The sequence below is a fragment of the Acetoanaerobium sticklandii genome, assembly GCF_000196455.1.
In the GTDB taxonomy this organism is placed as follows: Bacteria; Bacillota; Clostridia; order Peptostreptococcales; family Filifactoraceae; genus Acetoanaerobium; species Acetoanaerobium sticklandii.
On sequence record NC_014614.1, the window covers coordinates 1196239 to 1217640 of the forward strand.

The window sequence follows — 21402 nt, forward strand, 5'->3', positions numbered from 1 at the left end:
ATGTAATAATAATCACTAACTTTATATAAAGGGGCATAATTATGGGGAAAAATATAGAGGTTTATGAGTCTTTGATTAATAAAATTCTATCAAACGAGCTAAATCAGAAGGCTAACTCAAATTCAATTTATAAAGAAAAATTAGAGCCTGGTACATCAGGCTCTATTATTGCGTCATATATCAAGATGATTGTAGAGAAGGGACTGAGGCATTATAAGTCCGATAATGATGATTTATCTAAGCAAATTGAGATTACAAATAAAATAATTGAAAATTTAAGTGTATTAGTCGAAGAATCTGAGCTAGAAAAATATTCATTAACAGAAGAGTATATGCTAAAGGCTATAGGGGATAAACTTGCAGCTAAAGACAACATAAAGCAGTGGTTACCACAGACATCTGTAGCAAGTAGTAGTTTATTTACTGGAGCAATACATGAGCCACCAGTATATGCTGAATTAAAGAGAGAAATAGCTTCGGCTGACCGTATTGACTTGTTAGTATCGTTTATAAAGTTTAGTGGTCTTAGACTGATTTATGATGATTTGAAAGAGCATACTAAATCAAAGAAATTAAGAGTTATCACTACTAGCTATATGGGAGCATCTGATTTAAAAGCTATCCAAGAACTTGCAAAGCTTCCAAATACTGAAGTTAAGGTATCTTATGATACTAATAGGACTAGATTACATGCAAAAGCATATTATTTCCATAGAAATACTGGATTTAGTACTGCATACATAGGCTCATCTAATTTATCTCAAGCTGCTCTAAGTGAGGGTACAGAGTGGAATATGAAAGTCTCTGAATATACTTCTGCAGAAATTATTAATAAGTATAGGGTTACATTTGAAACTTATTGGAATTTAAATGAATTTCAAGTTTTCAATCCAGATAATTTACTTGATGTACAGAAATTAAAACATGCATTATCTAATGAAAAACACGAAGAGAAATCGAATGAATATTTCTTTGATTTAGTTCCTTATGCATATCAGCAGGAAATTTTAGATAGATTGGAAATAGAAAGAGAGGTTTACAATTCTTATTATAATCTTATAGTAGCAGCTACAGGAACAGGGAAAACCATGGTTTCTGCTTTTGATTTTAAGAATTTTTATAAAGATAATCCATCAGCAAAGCTTCTATTTCTAGCTCACAGAGAAGAGATTTTATCACAGAGTGTAATGGCGTTTAGAGGAGTATTAAAGGATGCCAACTTTGGTGAGCTATGGGTAGGCAACCACAGACCATCTATTTTTAATCATGTTTTTGCTTCTATACAGACATTGAATAGTAACGAGCAGTACAAAGAGTTTGCATGTGATTATTTTGATTATATTGTACTAGATGAAAGCCACCACACTACTGCAAGCTCATATAGGAAGATACTAAGTCATTTTGATTCTAAGATTATGCTAGGGCTGACAGCTACACCTGAAAGACTTGATGGAGAGGATATTTTAGAATTTTTCAATCATAGAATCGCTTATGAAATAAGACTAAGAGAAGCGATAGAGAGAAATTTGCTTTGTCCTTTTCATTATTTTGGAGTTTCGGAGACTGTAGATTTGAGCAATGTTAAGTGGCAAAATGGTCGTTATGATACTCTTGAATTAAGTGATAAGTACATAGGGAATCTAGCTAGAGATATAGGAATTGTTTCTGCTATTGATAGATATGTTACATCTAGGAACTCAATTAAAGGCCTAGGTTTTTGTGTAAGCAAAGAGCATGCAAGGTATATGGCTAATAGTTTTAATGAAAAAGGTATTTCTTCTATTTCGTTAGATTCTGATTCTAGTGATGAAGTGAGAAGAGGAGCAAAGGATAAGCTTATATCTGGTGATATAAAGTTTATTTTTGTTGTGGATTTATATAATGAAGGCGTAGATATACCACAGATTAATACAGTTTTATTTCTTAGACCTACAGAGTCAGCAACAGTATTTATACAGCAGTTAGGGAGAGGGCTTAGGTTACATGAGAGCAAAGATGTACTTACAGTACTTGATTTTATAGGACAAGGCAGAAAGGAATATAATTATCAAGTTAAGTTTCAATCTATGATTGGGAGATTACATCATTCAATTGACAAAGAGATAAATCAGGATTTCCCAACTTTGCCCAAAACTTGCTTTATTCAGCTTGAAAAGGTTGCAAGAGATATAATACTTGATAATATATCTAGCTCATATTGTAACAAAAATAAATTAAAACAAATGGTAAATGCTTTTCCTTTGGTTTGCAGTTTGCCATTTAATCTTATTAATTTTCTAGAGCATTATAATTTAACCCCGCAGGTGCTTTATAAAGCATCGACTCTATCAGAGCTTTCGTCTTCGTATGAAGCGAGTTCATCTATTTTTGATAATATTAAGGTTTTAAAGTCTCCTTTTATGAAAGTAAGTAAGATTAATGATTATGGATGGTTGAATTTTTTAGATGAGTTTTTAGCTAGTCCAGATAAAATATTACTTGAAAAAGACAAGAGAAGACTTTTGATGCTTTATTATACTATGTTTCAAAATGAACCAGAGCAAGATATTGTAGAAGTATTTCAAAGTATGAAGCAAAACAAGGCCTTGTATGAGGAATTAAAGGATTTAGTAAAGTACAATTTAAGTAAAATTGACCATCTACCAAATATAATTAATATATCAGATGATGTTCCACTTGAGCTACATGCTTCATATTCTACCGATCAGGTCTTATCAGCACTAGGTGTTCATACAACTGACAAAAAAGCTCCTTTTAGAGAGGGAGTCAAATATATAGAAGAACTAAATCTAGATGTATTTTTTATAACTTTAAATAAAAGTGATAAATTGTTCAAGGAATCTACTATGTATGAAGACTATGCAATTAACGAAGAACTTTTTCACTGGCAATCACAGAGTAGAACTACTGTAAATAGTTCTACCGGAAGAAGATACATCAATATGAAAGAGAACAAAAGTAAAGTATTATTATTAGTTAGAGAAGAAAAATCTGATTCATATGGAGCGACTGAGACTTTTAAATGTCTAGGTCTTGCTTCTTATGTTTCGCACGAAGGTTCAGCTCCTATTAGTATCATATATAAGTTAGATAACAAAATGCCTATGAATATTTTAAGGTCATCTAACCAAGTTGTTAATATATAAATATATTTAATACATATTTATGATTCTCGAAATAAAGAGTACTTCATAAATATGTATTTTTTTGAAAAAATATGTATTGAAATAAAAAAAGGGTATAAAGATTAAAAGCTTTTTACTTATAGGGGGTTATACCATGAAAAAACAAGTAATTATGCTATGTTTTCTTACTATACTTATACTTATATATCCAATTAATATTTTTGCGGCTGAAGGCTTGAATTTCACAAAAGAAGAAACTGAATTTATAAAAAATCATCCAGTTATTAAGTTAGGAATAGATCCAAATTTTGTTCCATTTGAATTTTATGATGAAAATAATGAATATAAAGGAATTACAGCTGATTATTTAGAGCTAATAAGACAAAAGACAGGGCTTGAGTTTGAAATTCAAAGAAATTTGACTTGGCCAGAGGCATATGACAAAGCTCTTTCCAGAGAGATTGATGTTCTTCCAGCTGTATCAAAGACCGATGAAAGAGAGCAGCATTTTATATTTTCTGAGCCTTATTATTATTTCAAAAGAGTCATAGTTACAAGAAATGATATTAGTGGAATTAACAGTATAGAAGATTTAAAAAATATGACTGTAGCAGTGCAAAGGAATAGTTCTCATCACAGTTATCTTTTGTCCTATCCAAATATAAATCTTAGTCTGTATGATTCTGTTGAAACTGCACTTACAGCTGTAGCGGATGGAAGTGAAAAAGTATTTGTTGGAAATTTAGCTACTACAAATTACTTAATTAAATCCAATGGAATTACAAATCTAAAGTTTATAGCATTTGAAGCTGAAAAACAACAGGCTTTGTATTTTGCGGTGAGAAAAGATTGGCCAGAGCTTACAAGTATACTAAATAAAGCCTTAGACTCTATAACTCAAGAAGATAAAATAGCCATTAATGATAAGTGGATTGAGTTCGAGGTAGAGCTAGATTATGGGCCAATTATAAGGCTTATATTGATTATTGGTTCGTTTGTAGCTGCTATTTTAGGAGTTTCTTTTTATTGGATAATTCGTTTAAGAAAAGAGATTAGGGTTAGAGAGCAAATCCAGAAAGACTTGAAAAAAGCAAAAAAAGAAGCTGATGAAGCGAATGAGTTTAAATCAGGATTTATGGCTAGGATGTCCCATGAGATAAGAACACCTCTTAATGCAATTACAGGCATGGCATATCTTCTTAAAAAAACTGATATTTCATTAACCCAGAGTATGTATGTGGACAGGATAACTCAAGCATCTAACAACATGCTCAGCATAATAAATGATATTTTGGATTTTTCTAAGATAGAGGCAGGAAAAGTTGAAATAGAGGAAGCTTCTTTTAGTATAGACGATATAATTCAAAATGTAGTAAATATTGTTTCATATAAAATAGAGGAACAAGAGATAGGGTTTAGGTTGTCAAAAGACTCTCAGCTACCAAATTGGTTTATTGGGGATCCAAAAAGAATTGAGCAGGTTCTACTTAATATATTAAATAATGCTGCAAAATTTACTCAAAAAGGTGAGGTAGCCTTGGATATAAGATTAATAGCTAAAGAAAGTGATATTTATCATATATCATTTAACATTAAAGACACAGGAATAGGAATGACTCAGCAGCAAGTAGAAAAATTGTTTAGTCCGTTTGTGCAAGGAGACAGTAGTATTAATAGGAGGTTTGGAGGCTCAGGGTTAGGACTATCAATAGTTAAAAATCTAGTTGAAATGATGGGTGGAAGCATAAATGTTTTTTCTACTCCAGATGAAGGCTCTACATTTATTATAAATTTATCTCTAAGAGCTGATAAAATTAAAGAAGATGAATATTTAGCTAAATTATCAACTAAACATTTTAGCGGTTTGAGGACATTGGTTTTAGAAAAATCAGGAACAAGTATGAATTTAATCGATAGTTATCTTAGCTCTTTTGGGATGCACTGTGAGCTTACTAGTTCAGAAGAAAGTGCTCTTAGTATGTTAGAAGCAGCTGATGGAAAGTTTGCAAAGCCATTTGATTTGATTATTATAGATTACAATACTCCTGCATCTGGAGGATTTAGATTTGTGGATGTGGTTCATAGCAATACTAAAATTGCCAAAATGCCTAAGATAATCATTTTGCTTCCAATGATGAGAGAGGATTTATTTGACAATCTAAATGAGCACAATATAGATGTGGGTATAGGAAAACCAATTATTCCTTCAATCTTACTTAATGCTATTTTCGATATATTTAATCTAACAGCTGTTTCAGCATCAAGCATAAGCACAACTAAATCAAATGATTTAGAAAAATTAGATAAAATATATAAGGTTTTGTTGGTTGAGGATAATAAAACAAATCAAATGATAGCAAAATCAATCCTTGAACAGGTTGGGATAGAATGTATAGTCGCTAACGATGGACAAATTGCAGTTGAAAAATTCAAAATTCATATGAATGATATTTCTTTGATATTGATGGATCTTCATATGCCAGTTATGAATGGATATGAAGCAGCAAATGAAATAAGAAAGATATCAAGTGAAATACCTATTGTGGCTATGACTGCAGATGTAATTTTAGGAGTGAGAGAAAAATGTGAAGAAAGTGGAATATATCACTATATAAGCAAGCCTTTTGCTCCAGATAAGCTAATTTCACTTGTAAAAGAGATTATTATAAATTCTAATATGAAGGAGCTTAATAAAGCAGAGAATACAAATGATTACAACGAGAAAGTACTAGATGAAGAAGCTGGCCTTAAATATATGGGAGGAAATAGACAGTTATATCATGATATTTTAAATGAATATTTAAAAGAAAATAAAAATACAGCAGATTTAATTTCTCAAGCAATTTATGATAGAAGATATGATGATGCAGAAAAATTAGTTCATAAAATAAAAAGTAGTTCAGGCAGTATTGGAGCTAAAAGCCTTTACGAAGCTGCTATTAGGTTACAAAAATCTCTATCTGATAATAATGATAAAGCTATAGAAGTTAATAGATTGAATTTTACAATACTATTTAATAAATTGATGAAAGAAATTGAAGGAATTATTTAACTGCGAGCAGTTTGGTTTAGCTATAGGAGGATGGTTATGTTTGTAAAAATATTATTAGTAGATGATTCAGCCTCAGATCGTATGATAATTAAAAATATGCTACAGGATTATAGTATCTATACTGCTTGTGATGGAATTGAAGCCATAGAATATATAGAAAACTGTGATGATATTGATTTAATGATTTTGGATTTAAATATGCCAAATATGAATGGATTTCAAGTACTCGAAATTTTAAATTCAAGATATAAGGATAAAAATATCAAAACCATTATATTAACTAGCTATGACGAAATTGATAATGAAATAAGAGGTTTACAGATGGGAGCAGTTGATTATATTCGTAAGCCAATTCATATGAATTCTTTAAAGGCTAGGATAGAAGTTCATGCTCAATTATTAAAAACTCAAAGAATTCTAGAACAGCAGTTACAAGAACAAGGGCTTACATTAGATTTGATTATTAATCAAGCACCTATTGGAATTGCTATCTCCTATAGCTCGGATTTAAATAATATCTGGAGGGATGAATACTGCATTTTTAGTCCAATGTTTCTAAACATAACTGGAAGGAGCAGGCATGAATTGATTAGCCTAGGATGGGAAAATATTTCCCATCCAGATGATTTAGATGATGAGCTTGTTTATAATAATAAGCTTAGGACTGGAGAGCTCGAAAGCTATACTATTGATAAAAGAATTATAAAACCTGATGGTTCAGTTGTATGGGTTCACCTAATTATGTCAAATATCTATCTTTCTCCTGAACGTCCCTGTAATCAAATTTGCTTGATTCAAGATATTACACAAAGAAAGTCATTTGAAAATGCATTAATTGAAAGTGAGAGAAGTAAATCAGTGCTTTTATCCCATCTTCCAGGACTTGCATATAGGTGTAATTATGATGATGACTGGACTATGCAGTTTGTATCGGAAGGCTGCTATGAGCTTACAGGGTATAAAGCTGATAGCTTACTTCATAACAAGGAATTATCATATAATGATATAATATCTCCTGAATATAGAGAAATTCTAAGTAATGAATGGAAGACAGTGCTAAGAAATAGAGATAGCTTTAGCTATGAATACGAAATTATTACTTCAACAAAAGAAAAAAAATGGGTGATAGAGTTAGGCGAAGGGATATTTGACAAAGATGGCAATATAGAAGCATTAGAGGGAATTGTAATTGACATTTCATATAGAAAAGCAATGGAAAATGAGCTGAAATATAGTAATGAACATGATCGGTGGACTGGCCTATATAACAGAAACTATTTAGAGGAGCTGATTTTAAGAGATATAAAAAGCCAATCGAAAGCAAATCTAGCTTTAGTTGGAATCAATTTAAGTGCAGTCAGTTCTCTTAATAAAATGTATGGCTTTCAATATATTCAAGAGTTAATTAAAGTAATTGTAGAAAACTTAAATGTCCACGTAACGAAGGAAAGATTGTTATTTAGCACATATGAAAATAGATTTGTTTTCTATGTAAATAATTACGAAGATATTGAAGAACTAAAAGAGTTTGGAGAATGCTTAGCAAAAACCTTGGAGCCATATATTTCCGCAGAAAGAGTAGGCGTAGGAATAGGAATACTTGAAATTGGCTATGAAGAACACAATGTAGATAATTTATTTAAAAAACTGCTAATAGCATCAGAAAAAGCAATAGAAATAAATGACAGAGATTACTGGGTATGTGTATATGATAATAAATTAGAAACAGAGGTAATGAGAGAACAAGAAATCAAACATGAATTAACTAAAATATCTCAGCTTCATATAGATGGCAGTTTATATATACAGTACCAACCAATTTTTGATTTGAAAGCAAATAAAGTTACTGGATTTGAAGCACTATCTAGAATAAACAGTGAAAAATTAGGATTTATTTCGCCTCTTGAATTTATTCCAATTGCAGAAGAGACAAAGCTTATTATTCCTATAGGAGAAAAAATAATATCAAAATCGCTAGATTTCTTATTCAGATTAAATATTCTTGGCTTTGATGATATAGATATATCAATTAATCTCTCTGTAATTCAGTTATTTAAGAAGGATTTTCCCGAAAAGCTATTTAAAATAATTAAAGAGAAAAATGTAAATCCACAAAATATTATTTTAGAAATAACAGAATCTATTTATTCATCGGACTATGATTATTTAAATATAATACTAAATGATTTAAAGAGGATAGGATTGAAAATTTCTATCGATGATTTTGGGACTGGATACTCATCTTTATCTAGAGAAAGAGACTTGAATATTGACTGCTTGAAGTTAGACAAATCCTTCATAGATAAGCTTATGTATTTATCTCCAGAAGAAGCAATTACAGGAGATATTATATCAATGGCTCATAAACTGGGACATAGCGTAGTAGCTGAAGGTGTGGAGCATGAAAAGCAAATGAATTATCTCAAAAGCTCTGACTGTGATAGGATTCAAGGCTATTTTATAAGCAGACCTCTGGATGAAGAGAAAGCTATTGAATTTTTAAAATAAGAAAAAGCTACCTAGAAAAAAATTGAGCAGTATATTGATTGTTATGATGCTTAGTATCAATATATTGCATTAAATTTATTTTTCTAAGTAGCTTTTTTTTGACTATAAAAATGCTTTATTAATCGTATAGAATATAGCTTTATTTGATTTGATTAGGAGTAAAATCAGCTATCATAGATTTGTAAGCGGATTCTAAAATATCAAAATTAATTTTATGGCTATACTTTGAGTTATCTCTTTCTAAAATAAGTAGCTTTGAAGAAATAAGGTTGTTTAAATGGTAAGAAATAGTAGCTTGAGAGACATTGAGCGTAGTTGCTATTTCTTTTGCAGATGTAGCTCCTTGAGCTATGAGCTTTATAACTTCATATCTAGTTTTATCACCTAGGTTTTTGAATAAAAGCACACGATCCTTTAGTTCGTTTTCTTTTGCGTTTTGTATCAGCTCAAGAAAATCCTCGACATCAATTCCCCACCTTAGATAAGGCGTTTTATCACTAGTATTAATTTCTAAAGCATATGAATTTATAAAGGATATGAGAATGTTACCACTAGGAAGAAGCTTTTTATTAAGTAAATTATCTGTCATAGTAGGTAAAGCATCTCCATTTGAATCATTAAGCTTTTTTTCTACAAATTTTCCAAATTCAATTATCTTAGATTCTTTAAGTCTATATTCGTTTTCAAATAATGGAATAAGAGTTTCAATTAATGAAATCCACTCATTGGTCATGGTTTTTGGCTGCCTAAGAAGTGAAGAAATTTTCCATTTTTCTTCATCGTTGGCATCAAGCTGTTCTAGTAAATCAATCTGCTTATTTTTATCATTCATATACTTAGTAACATCATCGTATATATCCTCTGCATGAAGAATCTTATCATTTTCAGTAATGCTAGCGTATATCTTTGACAGAAAGCTTCTTAATAGCTCGTCTTCAGTAAGACTTTTTAGTTTGTTAAGATAAGAATCAACAGAATCATAGCCGAAAAAGGAATTTAGCTTAGTTAGCATCACAGGCATAGATAAATTCGAAAAATAAAATCTGTTAATTTCTTTTTCAAAAGGCTTCAGCTTAGTTGCAAGGGCTTCATAGTACTCAAATGTATCCTCTAAAATATAGTCATTGTAATAATCAATATCTAAATCTCTAGATTTTTTTTCTGAAAATCTTAAGCATTCTGGAAAAGTAATTAAGTCTATGATTTTGCTTTCAGTGGCGAAAAATTTATATTGCATGACTCCTCCTCTTGTTCATTAGTTATAAATGGCTTCTTAAAATATATAGTGGCAAGCAGGACTATAATCCCAACAAAAATAATTGTTAATGAAATAGATACCTTTTCTACTAATAATCCAAATAAAATCTGCCCCAAAGGGATTGAAGCAAGTAGACCTAAATTCATCACTGATCCGACTCTGCTTATAAAATCTCTAGGAACTATAGTCTGCAAAAGAGTTCCTAAAGAAATATTTACGATTGTCGAAAGCAAGGTTACTATACATACCATGATGCCTATAGCTAACATTGGGACTAGCGTTGTATCAAAGTAATTAATAAAAATATTACTAGAAAAGAATGCAATTAGTAAAATAATAATACTTATGGCGAAAAAGGTTTGAATTGCTAGTTTGCCAATATCCATAGACTTTGCTTTTTTTCCAACTATTACAGGAGCTAGTAGCATGGATATTCCAATACAGGTAGTAAGTACTCCATATTGAATCTCAGTACTATGGAAGACTTTAAAGAACAGAAATATCAATCCTACACTTAGAAGAGGACCGATTGAAAAATTTAAAAACACACCAAAGCCTATTATATTTACTAAAATTTTATGTTTTTTTAAAACCGTAATTCCTGAAATAAAATCCTTTTTAAAATTATTAAAATCTAATTTTTCAGGCTCCTTATTATATTTTGGAACTTCTATAGTCATTTCTAAAATTGCAGATAGTATAAAGCTTATAGAATTAATTATCAATAGAAGCTGCATCCCGAAGAAAGCGTAAAGTGAAGATGCTATTAGTGGAGATGCTATATTTGAAATACTATCGATCATCGATTTAATACTATTGGCTTCAAGTAATCTTTCTTTTGGCATAATACTAGGAATAACTGCTCCCATGGCACTGTCAAAAAATATTTCAACTATTTCTAATAAGAAAACTAAAACATAGATACTTATTAAACTCATGCCACCGTTTATATAAAAGTATAAAGCAAATCCCCCGATTAGAAAACCGTTAATTAAATCTAATCTTATTATAGTTTTTTTCCTATCAAACCAATCTCCAAAAACTCCACCTACAGGTGATAATAATATTCTAGGAATTATTGAAATTGCAAGCATACTTGAAAATATAAGAGCTGAGCCTGTGATGGATAATACATACAGGGATAAAGCAAACTGTTGCATATTACTTCCTAATAGAGAACTGAATTTTCCAATCATTAAATTTCTAAAGTTTTTTTCTTTTAAAATATTCATCTCAAAACCTCCATAAGATATTTACCTAAAAAATAATTATTATTTAGATATTTATATATTAAATTAGATAAATATCTAAGTCAAGTAAATTGATTATAAAAAAATCTTATTTTTATTAATATCTTAGATAATTAAAATAAAATTCTATCTATTACAACTTTTTGATTAATAATATAGAACTAGGGAATCATATATGATATAATTTACTTATTACAGGGTAAATAATATTTACTAAGCTTGAGTTTTTTCTAGGAGGATTATATGGAAAATACAACACTATCTCAATTTTTTGATTTTGAAGTTCATTTTAAAGAGTTTATAAAAAGAAATTCATATTTTACTAATGTTGCTAGTGCTTATTTTGCAATTTTTAATGACAATACAACTAGGATAAACTATAAATATAAATATAACTTCAGTGATGTTTTGACTGCTTCTTTAATAAAGAGTATGATATCTGATTCAGAGATAGTCGAAAAAAACCATATAAGTGAAATTAGAAAATGTAATAATCCTCCTTTTGAATGCGGGAAAAATGTTTATATGATTAATGCCATTAATCCTGCAAGTAATCGTACAGATATACTAGGTTCTTTAATTGTATGCTCAGATATACCACCTTCATATTCCTGTGAAAATAGTGTATTTAATTTACCGTATTTTTTGCAAATTGTTTATCACATTGAGACTGTCCTATCAAACTATGAGAAAATTTACTATATTGTTGATACTTTTACTGAGGTTATGGCATCTAAAGATACTATTATGCCTTACCATATGACAGGAGTTGCAAACAATTGTATAGAGCTCTCCATATTTTTAGGGCTAGAACCTATAGACCAAACCTTACTTTACTTTTCAGCGCTACTGCATGATATAGGTAAGCTTTTTATTCCTGAGGCAATAATAAATAAAGAAGAGGAATTGACAGATGATGAGCTAAATATATTTAAAATACATGCACGAAAAAGTGAAGAAATGTTAAAAACTATACTTCATGGTATGACTTTGTTTGAGGATATACCAAAAATAGTGAGACACCATCATGAAAATTACGATGGTTCAGGATATCCAGATGGACTAAGTGGAGAAGGTATACCATATTTGAGTAGGGTTCTAAAAGTTGCAGACGCAGTAGATAAAATTTCTTCAAAAAATGCATACAAAACAAGAGGAGTAGTAGATAGCATAATAAAAGAGCTTAAAATAAATAGTGGTAAGATTTATGACCCAGCTTTAGCTAAAGCCATGATTAAGATATTAGTAACTGAAAATGAAAATCTTATAGAAGAAAATACAGGGAGTACAATTTATATTCCTCAGTGTTCATTTAGCTTTTCCTATATGGAAAAAACTAATATAAAATCATTAACAGGCAACTTAATTCTAAGAGGTAATTCAGGAACCTTTGTTATTCATGATTACGATAACAAGATTTATTCAATTAATGCGATGCTAAACAGTACAATTAGTTTTTTTAAAAATGGTGAAATATTTGAATACAAGGTACTAGTTAAGAAAATTGAAGATGGCAGACTTTATCTAGATAATATTAGATTTTTGCCAACAGATACAACCTTTTCTATGGTATGGAATAATAGTGCTATTTTATATAATAAAGAACTGAATAAAAGGAATAGAGTTGATATTATAAAGCTTGGCGGAGATGCAGTGATATTTACTGTTGATAAAAATAGTGACTTAGCTCGGGAATTATTGGATAATATTAAAGGAGAGTTTCAAATTCATATCAAGGAAAGTATTGATGAAATAGAATTAGATACTACCTTAAATATTAAAATAGTAAAATATTATTTAGGATATGGGTACACTTTTATATGCAGATATTTAAATATCCAGTCAGGTCAGAAGGATTTGATATTAAGATTACTATTTAGAAAGCAAATGGAAAATAGGAAGTGGAAAACAAAACTTTTAGTTGATTAGCTTATATTTTCCATACATGAGCTAGGGGGATTATAATGCCGTTTGAAATTATAAGAGACGATATAACGAAGGTTGACGTAGATGCCATTGTAAATGCTGCGAACTCTTCTCTGCTTGGAGGAGGAGGGGTGGATGGTGCAATCCATAAAGCTGCAGGCTATAAACTTCTAGAAGAATGCAGAGGACTTGGTGGATGTAAGGTAGGCGAAGCAAAGATAACAAAAGGGTATGACCTGCCATCAAGATATGTCATTCATACTGTTGGGCCTGTATGGCAGGGTGGAGGACTTCATGAGGATGAGTTTTTATATGATTGCTACAAAAATTCTTTAGCTCTAGCTTTGAACTATAGCCTTGAAAGCCTTGCTTTTCCACTTATTTCATCTGGAGCATTTGGTTATCCAAAGGCAAGGGCATTAAAAATAGCTATATCAGCAATTAGTGATTTTCTTTTAGAAAATGATATGAAAATTATATTGGTTGTTTATGATAAGGCAGCATTTACAATATCTGAAAAGCTTTTTTCATCGATAGAAGAATATATAGATGATAGGTATATTGAAGATAGACCTTATGAAAGTAGAGATATAAATAGAGAAGCAGGAGTATTTTATTTAAATAAAGTATATGAAGAAACTGTAAAGAAGTCATATCAACAATCAGTAGAAAAAGAATATAAAAGGAATTTAGCTGGGGTTGTAAATCAGCTAGATGATACTTTTTCACAAAGATTGCTCGGTCTTATTGATGAGAAAAAACTGACTGATGCAATGACCTATAAAAGAGCTAATATAGACAGAAAGCTTTTTTCTAAAATTAGAAATGATATTTATTACAGACCTAGTAAACCTACAGCTATTGCTTTTGCTATTGCCCTAGAGCTTAATTTAGATGAAACTAAAGATTTACTTCTTAGAGCAGGGTATGCATTATCTCATAGCAATAAGTTTGATTTGATTATAGAATATTTTATTCAAAATAAAAATTATGATATATTTGAAATAAATGAAGCGCTATTTGCGTTTGATCAAAATCTCCTCGGAGGATGATGATTTGTCGCTTACTAGGCGACCATTAATAATATAAAAAATGATATCCTCTAATCATACCAAATGATTGGAGGTTTTTTTATGAAAGAAAGTTTAACTGAACTTGTGTTTATTCTAGATAGAAGTGGCTCTATGGGAGGACTTGAAAGTGACACAATAGGCGGTTATAACGCCATGCTTTCAAAACAGAAAAATCAAAATGGAAGTGCTAAAGTCACTACAGTTTTATTTGATGATGAATACGAACTAATTCATGAGAGATTAGATATTGAAAAGGTAGAGCCAATCACTGAAAAGCAATATTTTGTGAGAGGAACTACGGCACTGCTAGATGCAATAGGGAGAACTTTAAGCCTGATGATATCTATTTCAAAAACTGTCAATAAGGATGCAAAGTCTAATAAAGTAATTTTTGTGATAACAACTGATGGAATGGAAAATGCGAGCGTAGAGTATAGCTATAAAAAAATCAAGAAAATGATAGAATATCAAAAAGAAAAGTATGGATGGGAATTTATATTTTTAGGTGCAAATATTGATGCAATTGATACAGCACAGAGGTTTGGAATTAATAAGGATATGGCTACTAATTTTAAGGCTGATAGCCAAGGAGTGTCATTAAATTATGAAGTTGTAAGCGAAGCGCTAACTTGTTTTAGATCAAATAAGAAAATGACTAAAGAGTGGAAGAAACGTATAGAAGAGGACTATATTTCAAGAGCTAAATAATAATTTCATAACTAGTAAAATAAGGTATAATATTCTTATATAATGATTATACCTTATTTTCGTGCACAAATTTATATTTAATCAAAATCAATGTTCAATTTCATTTATGAATGTAATTCTTAGGAGGGATTAAGGATGATAAACATAAGCGAAATAAAATCAGATTTACCAAAAGGAAAAAGAACTAATATTGAATTAAAAAGCCATGAAATTTTAAATGAACTTTGTTTGGAATATGAATGGGTGGACAATGACGAAGTTTCATCTATGGAAGAGTGCACTGAAATATCAGAAAAACTAGGAGCAGAAATAAGGAAAAGCATTTTTTTGTGTAATAGACAAAAAAACATGTTTTTTCTGCTTATCATGCCAGCAAACAAAGCTTTTGATACAAAAGTATTTTCTGCAGCCTTAAATGTGCCAAGGCTATCATTCGCATCTGGAGAGCTTATGGAAGAATATTTAGGTGTTCTCCCTGGGAATGCAAGTGTAATGAGTCTTATTAACGATAAGGATAATAGGGTTCAGCTTGTAATTGACGATGAAGTAGCAAAAAATGATTGGTTTGGATGTAATCCAGGAGTTAATACTAGCCACCTAAAGATTAAAACTAATGATTTAATTGATAAATTTCTTCCCTATATAAATCATAAGCCCACAATAATATCATTATAAATTAAATAAGAACCAGACCCATTAAACAAATATAAATAGCCCATATTTAGTGAAAACTTAGTTGATTTTACAATATAAACGTATACAGGTTTTTAATTTTAAAAACTGTATACGTTTTTTATTGTGAATACAACGCTAATCATTTATTTTATATGCTTCAATGGACTTGGAAATATAATATATTGTTCTTTCCGTGGCTTCTTCTAAAGTACCTTTCCACATTTTAGATATTATTCTGTCTAACATTCCTTCGTAAATAAGAAGTGAAAGCTCACTTACTTTATCTATGTAATTTTGATTTAGATAACCATCTTTTACACATTTTTCAAGAGATTGAGCAGTTCTATCGTAAATATTGTATTGAAGTAGCATATTTTTTAAATCTATATCGTCATCTGGAGTAAGTTCGTCAGGAAAAATAGCATAGTATTCTCTAAGGGCAACATTCAAATTATTGCCAAACTCTTCAAAGAAAATCTTATGATATAAAACGGGATTTTGAAAAGAATAATAACAAAAACATTCCCATATTCTCAAATATTTATCATATGAGTTTTTTGATTTTTTCGTATAGTTGATCAAATTATCAGCATAGGATTTTAAATATTTTAGTGATGCAAAAGCAATAAGATGGTCTAAATTTTCAAAATAATTATATAGGGTGGCACTATTATATCCTGCGATATCGGATATCTTTCTAATAGTTACCATATCAATTCCCTCTTCTTCCATTATTTTATATGTAGCTTCGATATAGTACTTCATTATTCTTCTTCGTTGTATTAATTTTTTATCTATTATTTCTGTCATAATAAACCTCTCAATTTTAATATTTAGTCAATATAAGCAGGAGACATACTTTTATTATAATCCATATAAAGATTATGTTAAAAGAAAATAAATTATTTATCATTATTTAATCATGATTATTTTATAATTATGTTGACAGAATAATCTAAATAATAGTATTATTTTAACAACGTTATATTTATAACGAAATGTTATTAGCCTTATAAAGTTTTTCTATCAAAGGAGGAAAATGCATGAAACTGAAAATAGGCAATTTTTATGTTAAAGACATTATTTTTGGTGAAACAACAAAGTTTGAGCAAGGTATATTACAAATAAATAAGGAAGAGGCTTTGAGAGTAGTATATGAAGATGAAAATATCACTGATGCTGATTTGATAATAGCAAAACCAGGAGATAAGGTGAGAATAGTACCTGTTAAGGAAGCGATAGAGCCTAGATATAGAGTTGAAGGAGGACCGGTTTTTCCAGGAGTAACAGGTGAGCTTATGCAAGCTGGAAACGGCGCTACGTATGCACTAAAGAATTCGAGCGTGCTTGTAGTAGGGAAAAAATGGGGCGGATTCCAAGATGGTCTAATTGATATGAGCGGAGAAGGAGCAAAATATACATTATTTTCAGAGCTGCTAAATATTTGTCTTGTTGCAGACACGAATGAGGATTTTGAAAAAAATGAGCAACAAAAGAAAAACAAAGCACTAAGATGGGCTGGGATGAGACTTTCTGAATACTTAGGGAAAACGGTTGCTAATTTAGAGCCAGAAGATATAGAAGTTTATGAGCTAAACCCACTTACAAAAAGAACTGAAAAAGAAAATATGCTTCCAAATGTAGCCTTTGTGATGCAACCACAGTCCCAAATGGAAGAAATGGGATATAATGACTTGGTTTATGGCTGGGATGCAAACCATATGCTTCCTACATTTATGCATCCAAATGAAATATTAGATGGAGCAGTTATTTCAGGCTCATTTATGCCTTGTTCATCAAAATGGTCGACCTATGATTTTCAAAATTATCCAATGATAAAAAGACTTTATGAAGAACATGGAAATACTATTAATTTTGTAGGCGTAATAATGTCTAACTTAAATGTTGCCTTAGAGCAAAAAGAAAGAGCGGCTTTATTCGTAGCACAAATAGCAAAATCATTAGGGGTTGATGCAGCTGTAGTTGCAGAAGAAGGCTACGGAAATCCAGATGCAGATTTTATAGCTTGCATAGTTGCATTAGAAAATGCAGGAATAAAAACTGTAGGAGTAACAAATGAGTGTACAGGAAGAGATGGAGCGTCACAGCCATTAGTTACACTTGATCAAAAAGCTGATGCGATAGTTTCGTGTGGAAATGTTTCCGAGTTAATAATTCTTCCACCTATGGAAACAGTTATAGGAGATCTTGAGTCTTTAGCAAGAGATGGATTATCAGGTGGCTGGGGAAATGATGAAATTCTTGGATCATCTGTAAGAGAAGACGGATCGATTATTATGGAAAACAATGCTATGTTCTGTGGAGATAGGGTATCTGGATGGTCTACTAAAACAATGGTTGAATTCTAGAGGAGGAGATAAAATGAAAAAAGGAATTCTTTATATAAATCAATTTTTTGGTCAAATTGGTGGAGAAGAGATGGCTGGATATGAACCTGAAATCAGAGAAGGACTCGTAGGACCAGCTTTAGAACTAAATAAGCAGCTAGGAGATGAAGTTGAAATTACACATACTATAATTTGTGGAGACAACTTTATGGGTTCTAATCAAGATGAAGCTATTAAAAGAATATTAGAATTCATTAAAGATAAAGAAGTAGATATATTCTTTGCAGGACCAGCTTTTAGAGCAGGTAGATATGGCTCGGCATGTGGTAATATTTGTAAAGCTGTAAATAAATCATTTAATATTCCTGTATTAACATCAATGAATGATGAAAATCCAGGTGTTGAAATGTTTAAAAAGGAGCTAATCATTTTTAAAGGAGGAGCTAGTGCTGCTTCTATGAGAGCTGATATCAAAGCTATGGCTAGCTATGCTCTTAAATTACTCCGTAATGAAGAGGTTTTTTCAGCAGAGGAAGAAGGATATTTTGGTAGAGGCATAAGAAGACAAGTATGGACGAATCCTCCAATCAAGGCAACAGATAGAGTAATTGATATGCTTCTAAAGAAAATTAATAATGAGGAGTTTAAAACAGAGCTTCCAATACCACCTTCAGAATTCGTACCTATAGCACCAGCTATATCTATTGATGAACTGAAAAATATGGAAGTTGCTATAGTTACCTCAGGCGGTATAGTTCCAGTTGGCAATCCTGATAGAATACAATCAGCATCAGCAACAAAATGGGGGAAATATGATGTATCTGAGCTAAATGATCTGTTACCAGGTGAGTATATGACAATTCATGCAGGCTTTGACCCTGCAGCGGCAAATGCTGACCCAGATGTAATCGTTCCTTTAGATGCGTTAAGAGAATATCAAAATGAAGGTAGAATTAAGGGTGTATACAAATACATTTATTCTACAGTTGGAACAGGAACAACTCAAGCTGAAGCATCTAGAATGGGAAGAGAAATTGCTGATGAATTGCTTGCAGCAGGAGTAAAAGCTGTAATTCTCACATCTACATGAGGTACTTGTACTCGTTGCGGAGCAACGATGACAAAAGAAATAGAAAAAGCTGGAATAACAATAGTTCAAATGGCAAATTTAGTTCCAGTTGCACTTACAGTAGGTTCAAATAGGATTGTACCAACAATATCTATACCATATCCTCTTGGAGATCCTGCAACAACTTCAAAAGAGCAGTTCAAACTGAGATATCACAGAGTTGGTGTAGCTCTTGATGCTTTATCGACAGATATAAAGGAGCAAACGGTATTTAAAGTTAAAATATAAGACAAATCCAAGGGGAGTGAAAGAATATGAAGGGAAAAGATAATTCTGTATTTTTAATTTCGCTTATAGTAGTTTTTTCGATATCATTATGGGGAATACTAGCACCTGAGGGATTTGGTCAAGTGGCAAATGGACTATTTGCTTTTTTAACAGATAAATTTGGTTGGTTTTATCTATTGGCAATGTTTTTCTTTGTTATATTCATGTTTGGTATTGCAGTAAGTAAATTCGGGCAAATTAGACTCGGAGATGATGATTCAAAACCAGAATATAGCTATATATCATGGTTTGCAATGCTTTTTTCAGCAGGAATGGGAATTGGATTAGTATTTTGGGGCGTAGCAGAGCCACTTAATCATTTCATGGCACCTATGAATATGGAGGCTGGAACGTCGGAGGCGGCAAATTTTGCTATATATACTTCGTTTTTCCACTGGGGGATTCATCCATGGGCAAATTATTCTGTTATAGCTTTAGCTCTAGCTTATATGCAATTTAGAAAAGGAAAGCCGGGATTAATAAGCAGTATTTTCATACCTTTACTAGGAGAAGAAAAGGTTAAAGGACCTATTGGAAAAACTATAGATATTCTTGCAATTTTTGCAACAGTTGCAGGGGTAGCTACTTCACTTGGACTTGGAGTTCTTCAAATAAATGGTGGTTTAAATTATTTATTTGGAATACCAATTAATACAACTGTAAGTATAATTATAATAGTAACAGTAACTGTTTTATTTATGATTTCAGCAGTTAGCGGTTTGGATAAAGGAATTAAGTTCCTATCAAATGCAAATATTGGACTTGCGACAATATTGATGATTTTAGCTCTAATTGTAGGACCTACAGTTATGATTTTAAACTCTCTGACTAATGGATTAGGAATGTATTTAGGCAATATTATTCAGGAAAGCATGAATCTTGAACCATTTGGAGATAATAGTTGGTTTGGAGGGTGGAGAATATTCTACTGGGCATGGTGGATTGCTTGGGCACCATTTGTTGGAGTATTTATTGCTAGGATATCTAAAGGAAGAACTATAAGAGAATTTATTATCGGGGTTACTTTGGTACCGGCTCTTGGATCTTTTGTTTGGTTTGCAATATTTGGTACAATAGGAATTAATCTTGGACCAGAAATTGCATCAGAAGCAATACAAGTAACTGAAACAGCATTCTTTGTTGTTATGAAGCATATGCCATATGGTAATTTGATATCTATGATAGCAGTATTACTATTATGTACATTCTTCGTTACATCAGCAGATTCAGCAACGTTTGTACTAGGAATGTTATCTTCAAATGGAGACTTAAATCCAAGTACTCAGAAAAAACTTATATGGGGAACGATTCAGTCACTAATGGCCTTTTCATTAATGATGGCAGGGGGATTAAGTGTACTTCAGATAGCTTCTATAGCAGCAGCTTTTCCGTTTGCAATTGTAATGGTATTTGCATGCTTCTCCTTACTAAAGGCCTTAAAAGAAGACTCAGTAAATACTGAGAAATCAAGTAAAAAAATCGCATCATAATTAAGTAAAAGAACCAAGAAATTTTAAAGAACCCATAAAAACGAACTAAAAATATTATCAAGTGGACTGTTTCCTGTAATCAGCAGGGGACAGTCCTTTTAATTTTGTCTTAATTCTTTTTTATGAATTTTTATTAACAAATAAATTAAATCAATTGAAATTTAGAATCATTTATGTTATTTTATTAGTAATGATAATTGTTATTGAATAAAAAACCAATGCAAATAGTATGGTTTATTAAACACGATTGCTAATTTTCTAAGGAGGGGTAGTGTGGAAAGTTTATTAAGAAACATTTCAATTCCAAATTTTTTTAATAGAGTAGATAGATTGGAAGGAAAGGCAATGAATTTATCCCAGGCAAAACTAAATACAAGCTACATAGTAAAAGATATCAAAACAAATGATGAGGAAATTAAGAATTTTTTATTCACTTTAGGGTGCTATGAAGGTGAATCAGTTACTATTGTTTCAGTGTTAGCTGAGATTTATGTAATTTCAGTAAAGGATGCAAGATACAGTATTGATAAGGATTTAGCAGAAGCAATTTTAATTTAGTTTATTTCTATAAATATAATTAATAATAGGAGGGA

The 21402-nt window shown here is 31.0% G+C and carries 14 protein-coding genes; 11 read left to right on the plus strand and 3 right to left on the minus strand.

From position 1 onward, the window contains the following. Positions 1-41 precede the first annotated feature (41 nt). From CLOST_RS05440 to CLOST_RS05450, 3 genes are all read left to right on the plus strand, one after another. Positions 42-3146: a DUF3427 domain-containing protein gene (locus CLOST_RS05440; protein WP_013361262.1), complete on the plus strand. Its 3105-nt coding sequence runs from the start codon at positions 42-44 to the stop codon at positions 3144-3146. Between the two features lie 133 nt (positions 3147-3279). Then, positions 3280-6177 (plus strand): transporter substrate-binding domain-containing protein, encoded by a 2898-nt coding sequence (locus CLOST_RS05445; protein WP_013361263.1) that lies wholly within the window; start codon positions 3280-3282, stop codon positions 6175-6177. Positions 6178-6213: 36 nt separating this feature from the next. Beyond that, positions 6214-8685: an EAL domain-containing protein gene (locus tag CLOST_RS05450; RefSeq protein WP_013361264.1), complete on the plus strand. Its 2472-nt coding sequence runs from the start codon at positions 6214-6216 to the stop codon at positions 8683-8685. A gap of 139 nt (positions 8686-8824) precedes the next feature. Here the strand turns inward: CLOST_RS05450 and CLOST_RS05455 are convergent, their stop codons facing one another. Next, positions 8825-9922, minus strand: a complete 1098-nt coding sequence (locus tag CLOST_RS05455) for an ArsR/SmtB family transcription factor (protein ID WP_013361265.1) — start codon at positions 9920-9922, stop codon at positions 8825-8827. Continuing rightward, positions 9883-11175, minus strand: coding sequence for an MFS transporter (locus tag CLOST_RS05460; RefSeq protein WP_013361266.1), 1293 nt, complete (start codon positions 11173-11175; stop codon positions 9883-9885). The genes CLOST_RS05455 and CLOST_RS05460 overlap by 40 nt, the downstream gene beginning before the upstream one ends. 261 nt (positions 11176-11436) lie before the next feature. Between CLOST_RS05460 and CLOST_RS05465 the strand changes: the two genes are divergently transcribed. From CLOST_RS05465 to CLOST_RS05480, 4 genes are all read left to right on the plus strand, one after another. Next, positions 11437-13122, plus strand: coding sequence for an HD-GYP domain-containing protein (locus CLOST_RS05465; protein WP_013361267.1), 1686 nt, complete (start codon positions 11437-11439; stop codon positions 13120-13122). Positions 13123-13157: 35 nt separating this feature from the next. After that, positions 13158-14171, plus strand: coding sequence for a macro domain-containing protein (locus CLOST_RS05470; RefSeq protein WP_013361268.1), 1014 nt, complete (start codon positions 13158-13160; stop codon positions 14169-14171). Between the two features lie 81 nt (positions 14172-14252). Further along, positions 14253-14900 (plus strand): vWA domain-containing protein, encoded by a 648-nt coding sequence (locus CLOST_RS05475; protein WP_013361269.1) that lies wholly within the window; start codon positions 14253-14255, stop codon positions 14898-14900. Positions 14901-15035: 135 nt separating this feature from the next. Further along, complete coding sequence (locus CLOST_RS05480) at positions 15036-15575, plus strand: prolyl-tRNA synthetase associated domain-containing protein (protein WP_013361270.1); 540 nt, start codon at positions 15036-15038, stop codon at positions 15573-15575. 135 nt (positions 15576-15710) lie between these two features. Here the strand turns inward: CLOST_RS05480 and CLOST_RS05485 are convergent, their stop codons facing one another. Then, a complete protein-coding gene (locus CLOST_RS05485) occupies positions 15711-16385 on the minus strand; it encodes a TetR family transcriptional regulator (RefSeq protein WP_013361271.1) in 675 nt (224 codons plus the stop codon). Between the two features lie 233 nt (positions 16386-16618). Between CLOST_RS05485 and CLOST_RS05490 the strand changes: the two genes are divergently transcribed. The 4 genes from CLOST_RS05490 (at position 16619) to CLOST_RS05510 (ending at position 21367) form a co-directional block, all read left to right on the plus strand. Next, the gene (locus CLOST_RS05490) at positions 16619-17944 is read left to right on the plus strand and encodes a glycine/sarcosine/betaine reductase component B subunit (protein ID WP_013361272.1); all 1326 of its coding nucleotides are present in this window, start codon (positions 16619-16621) and stop codon (positions 17942-17944) included. Between the two features lie 13 nt (positions 17945-17957). Further along, positions 17958-19280 carry a betaine reductase selenoprotein B gene (gene grdH, locus CLOST_RS05495; protein WP_013361273.1) on the plus strand — a complete coding sequence of 441 codons (1323 nt, stop codon included), beginning with the start codon at positions 17958-17960 and terminating at the stop codon, positions 19278-19280. A 26-nt stretch (positions 19281-19306) separates the two neighbouring features. Beyond that, complete coding sequence (locus CLOST_RS05505; protein WP_013361274.1) at positions 19307-20809, plus strand: glycine betaine uptake BCCT transporter; 1503 nt, start codon at positions 19307-19309, stop codon at positions 20807-20809. A gap of 273 nt (positions 20810-21082) precedes the next feature. Then, positions 21083-21367, plus strand: coding sequence for a FeoA family protein (locus tag CLOST_RS05510; RefSeq protein ID WP_013361275.1), 285 nt, complete (start codon positions 21083-21085; stop codon positions 21365-21367). Positions 21368-21402 lie beyond the last annotated feature (35 nt).

Bases quoted from the DNA above. Each gene is read 5' to 3' on its own strand.
- CLOST_RS05440 (WP_013361262.1), top strand. From the start codon at position 42: ATGGGGAAAAATATAGAGGTTTATGAGTCTTTGATTAATAAAATTCTA.
- CLOST_RS05445 (WP_013361263.1), top strand. From the start codon at position 3,280: ATGAAAAAACAAGTAATTATGCTATGTTTTCTTACTATACTTATACTT.
- CLOST_RS05450 (WP_013361264.1), top strand. From the start codon at position 6,214: ATGTTTGTAAAAATATTATTAGTAGATGATTCAGCCTCAGATCGTATG.
- CLOST_RS05455 (WP_013361265.1), bottom strand. From the start codon at position 9,922: ATGCAATATAAATTTTTCGCCACTGAAAGCAAAATCATAGACTTAATT.
- CLOST_RS05460 (WP_013361266.1), bottom strand. From the start codon at position 11,175: ATGAATATTTTAAAAGAAAAAAACTTTAGAAATTTAATGATTGGAAAA.
- CLOST_RS05465 (WP_013361267.1), top strand. From the start codon at position 11,437: ATGGAAAATACAACACTATCTCAATTTTTTGATTTTGAAGTTCATTTT.
- CLOST_RS05470 (WP_013361268.1), top strand. From the start codon at position 13,158: ATGCCGTTTGAAATTATAAGAGACGATATAACGAAGGTTGACGTAGAT.
- CLOST_RS05475 (WP_013361269.1), top strand. From the start codon at position 14,253: ATGAAAGAAAGTTTAACTGAACTTGTGTTTATTCTAGATAGAAGTGGC.
- CLOST_RS05480 (WP_013361270.1), top strand. From the start codon at position 15,036: ATGATAAACATAAGCGAAATAAAATCAGATTTACCAAAAGGAAAAAGA.
- CLOST_RS05485 (WP_013361271.1), bottom strand. From the start codon at position 16,385: ATGACAGAAATAATAGATAAAAAATTAATACAACGAAGAAGAATAATG.
- CLOST_RS05490 (WP_013361272.1), top strand. From the start codon at position 16,619: ATGAAACTGAAAATAGGCAATTTTTATGTTAAAGACATTATTTTTGGT.
- CLOST_RS05505 (WP_013361274.1), top strand. From the start codon at position 19,307: ATGAAGGGAAAAGATAATTCTGTATTTTTAATTTCGCTTATAGTAGTT.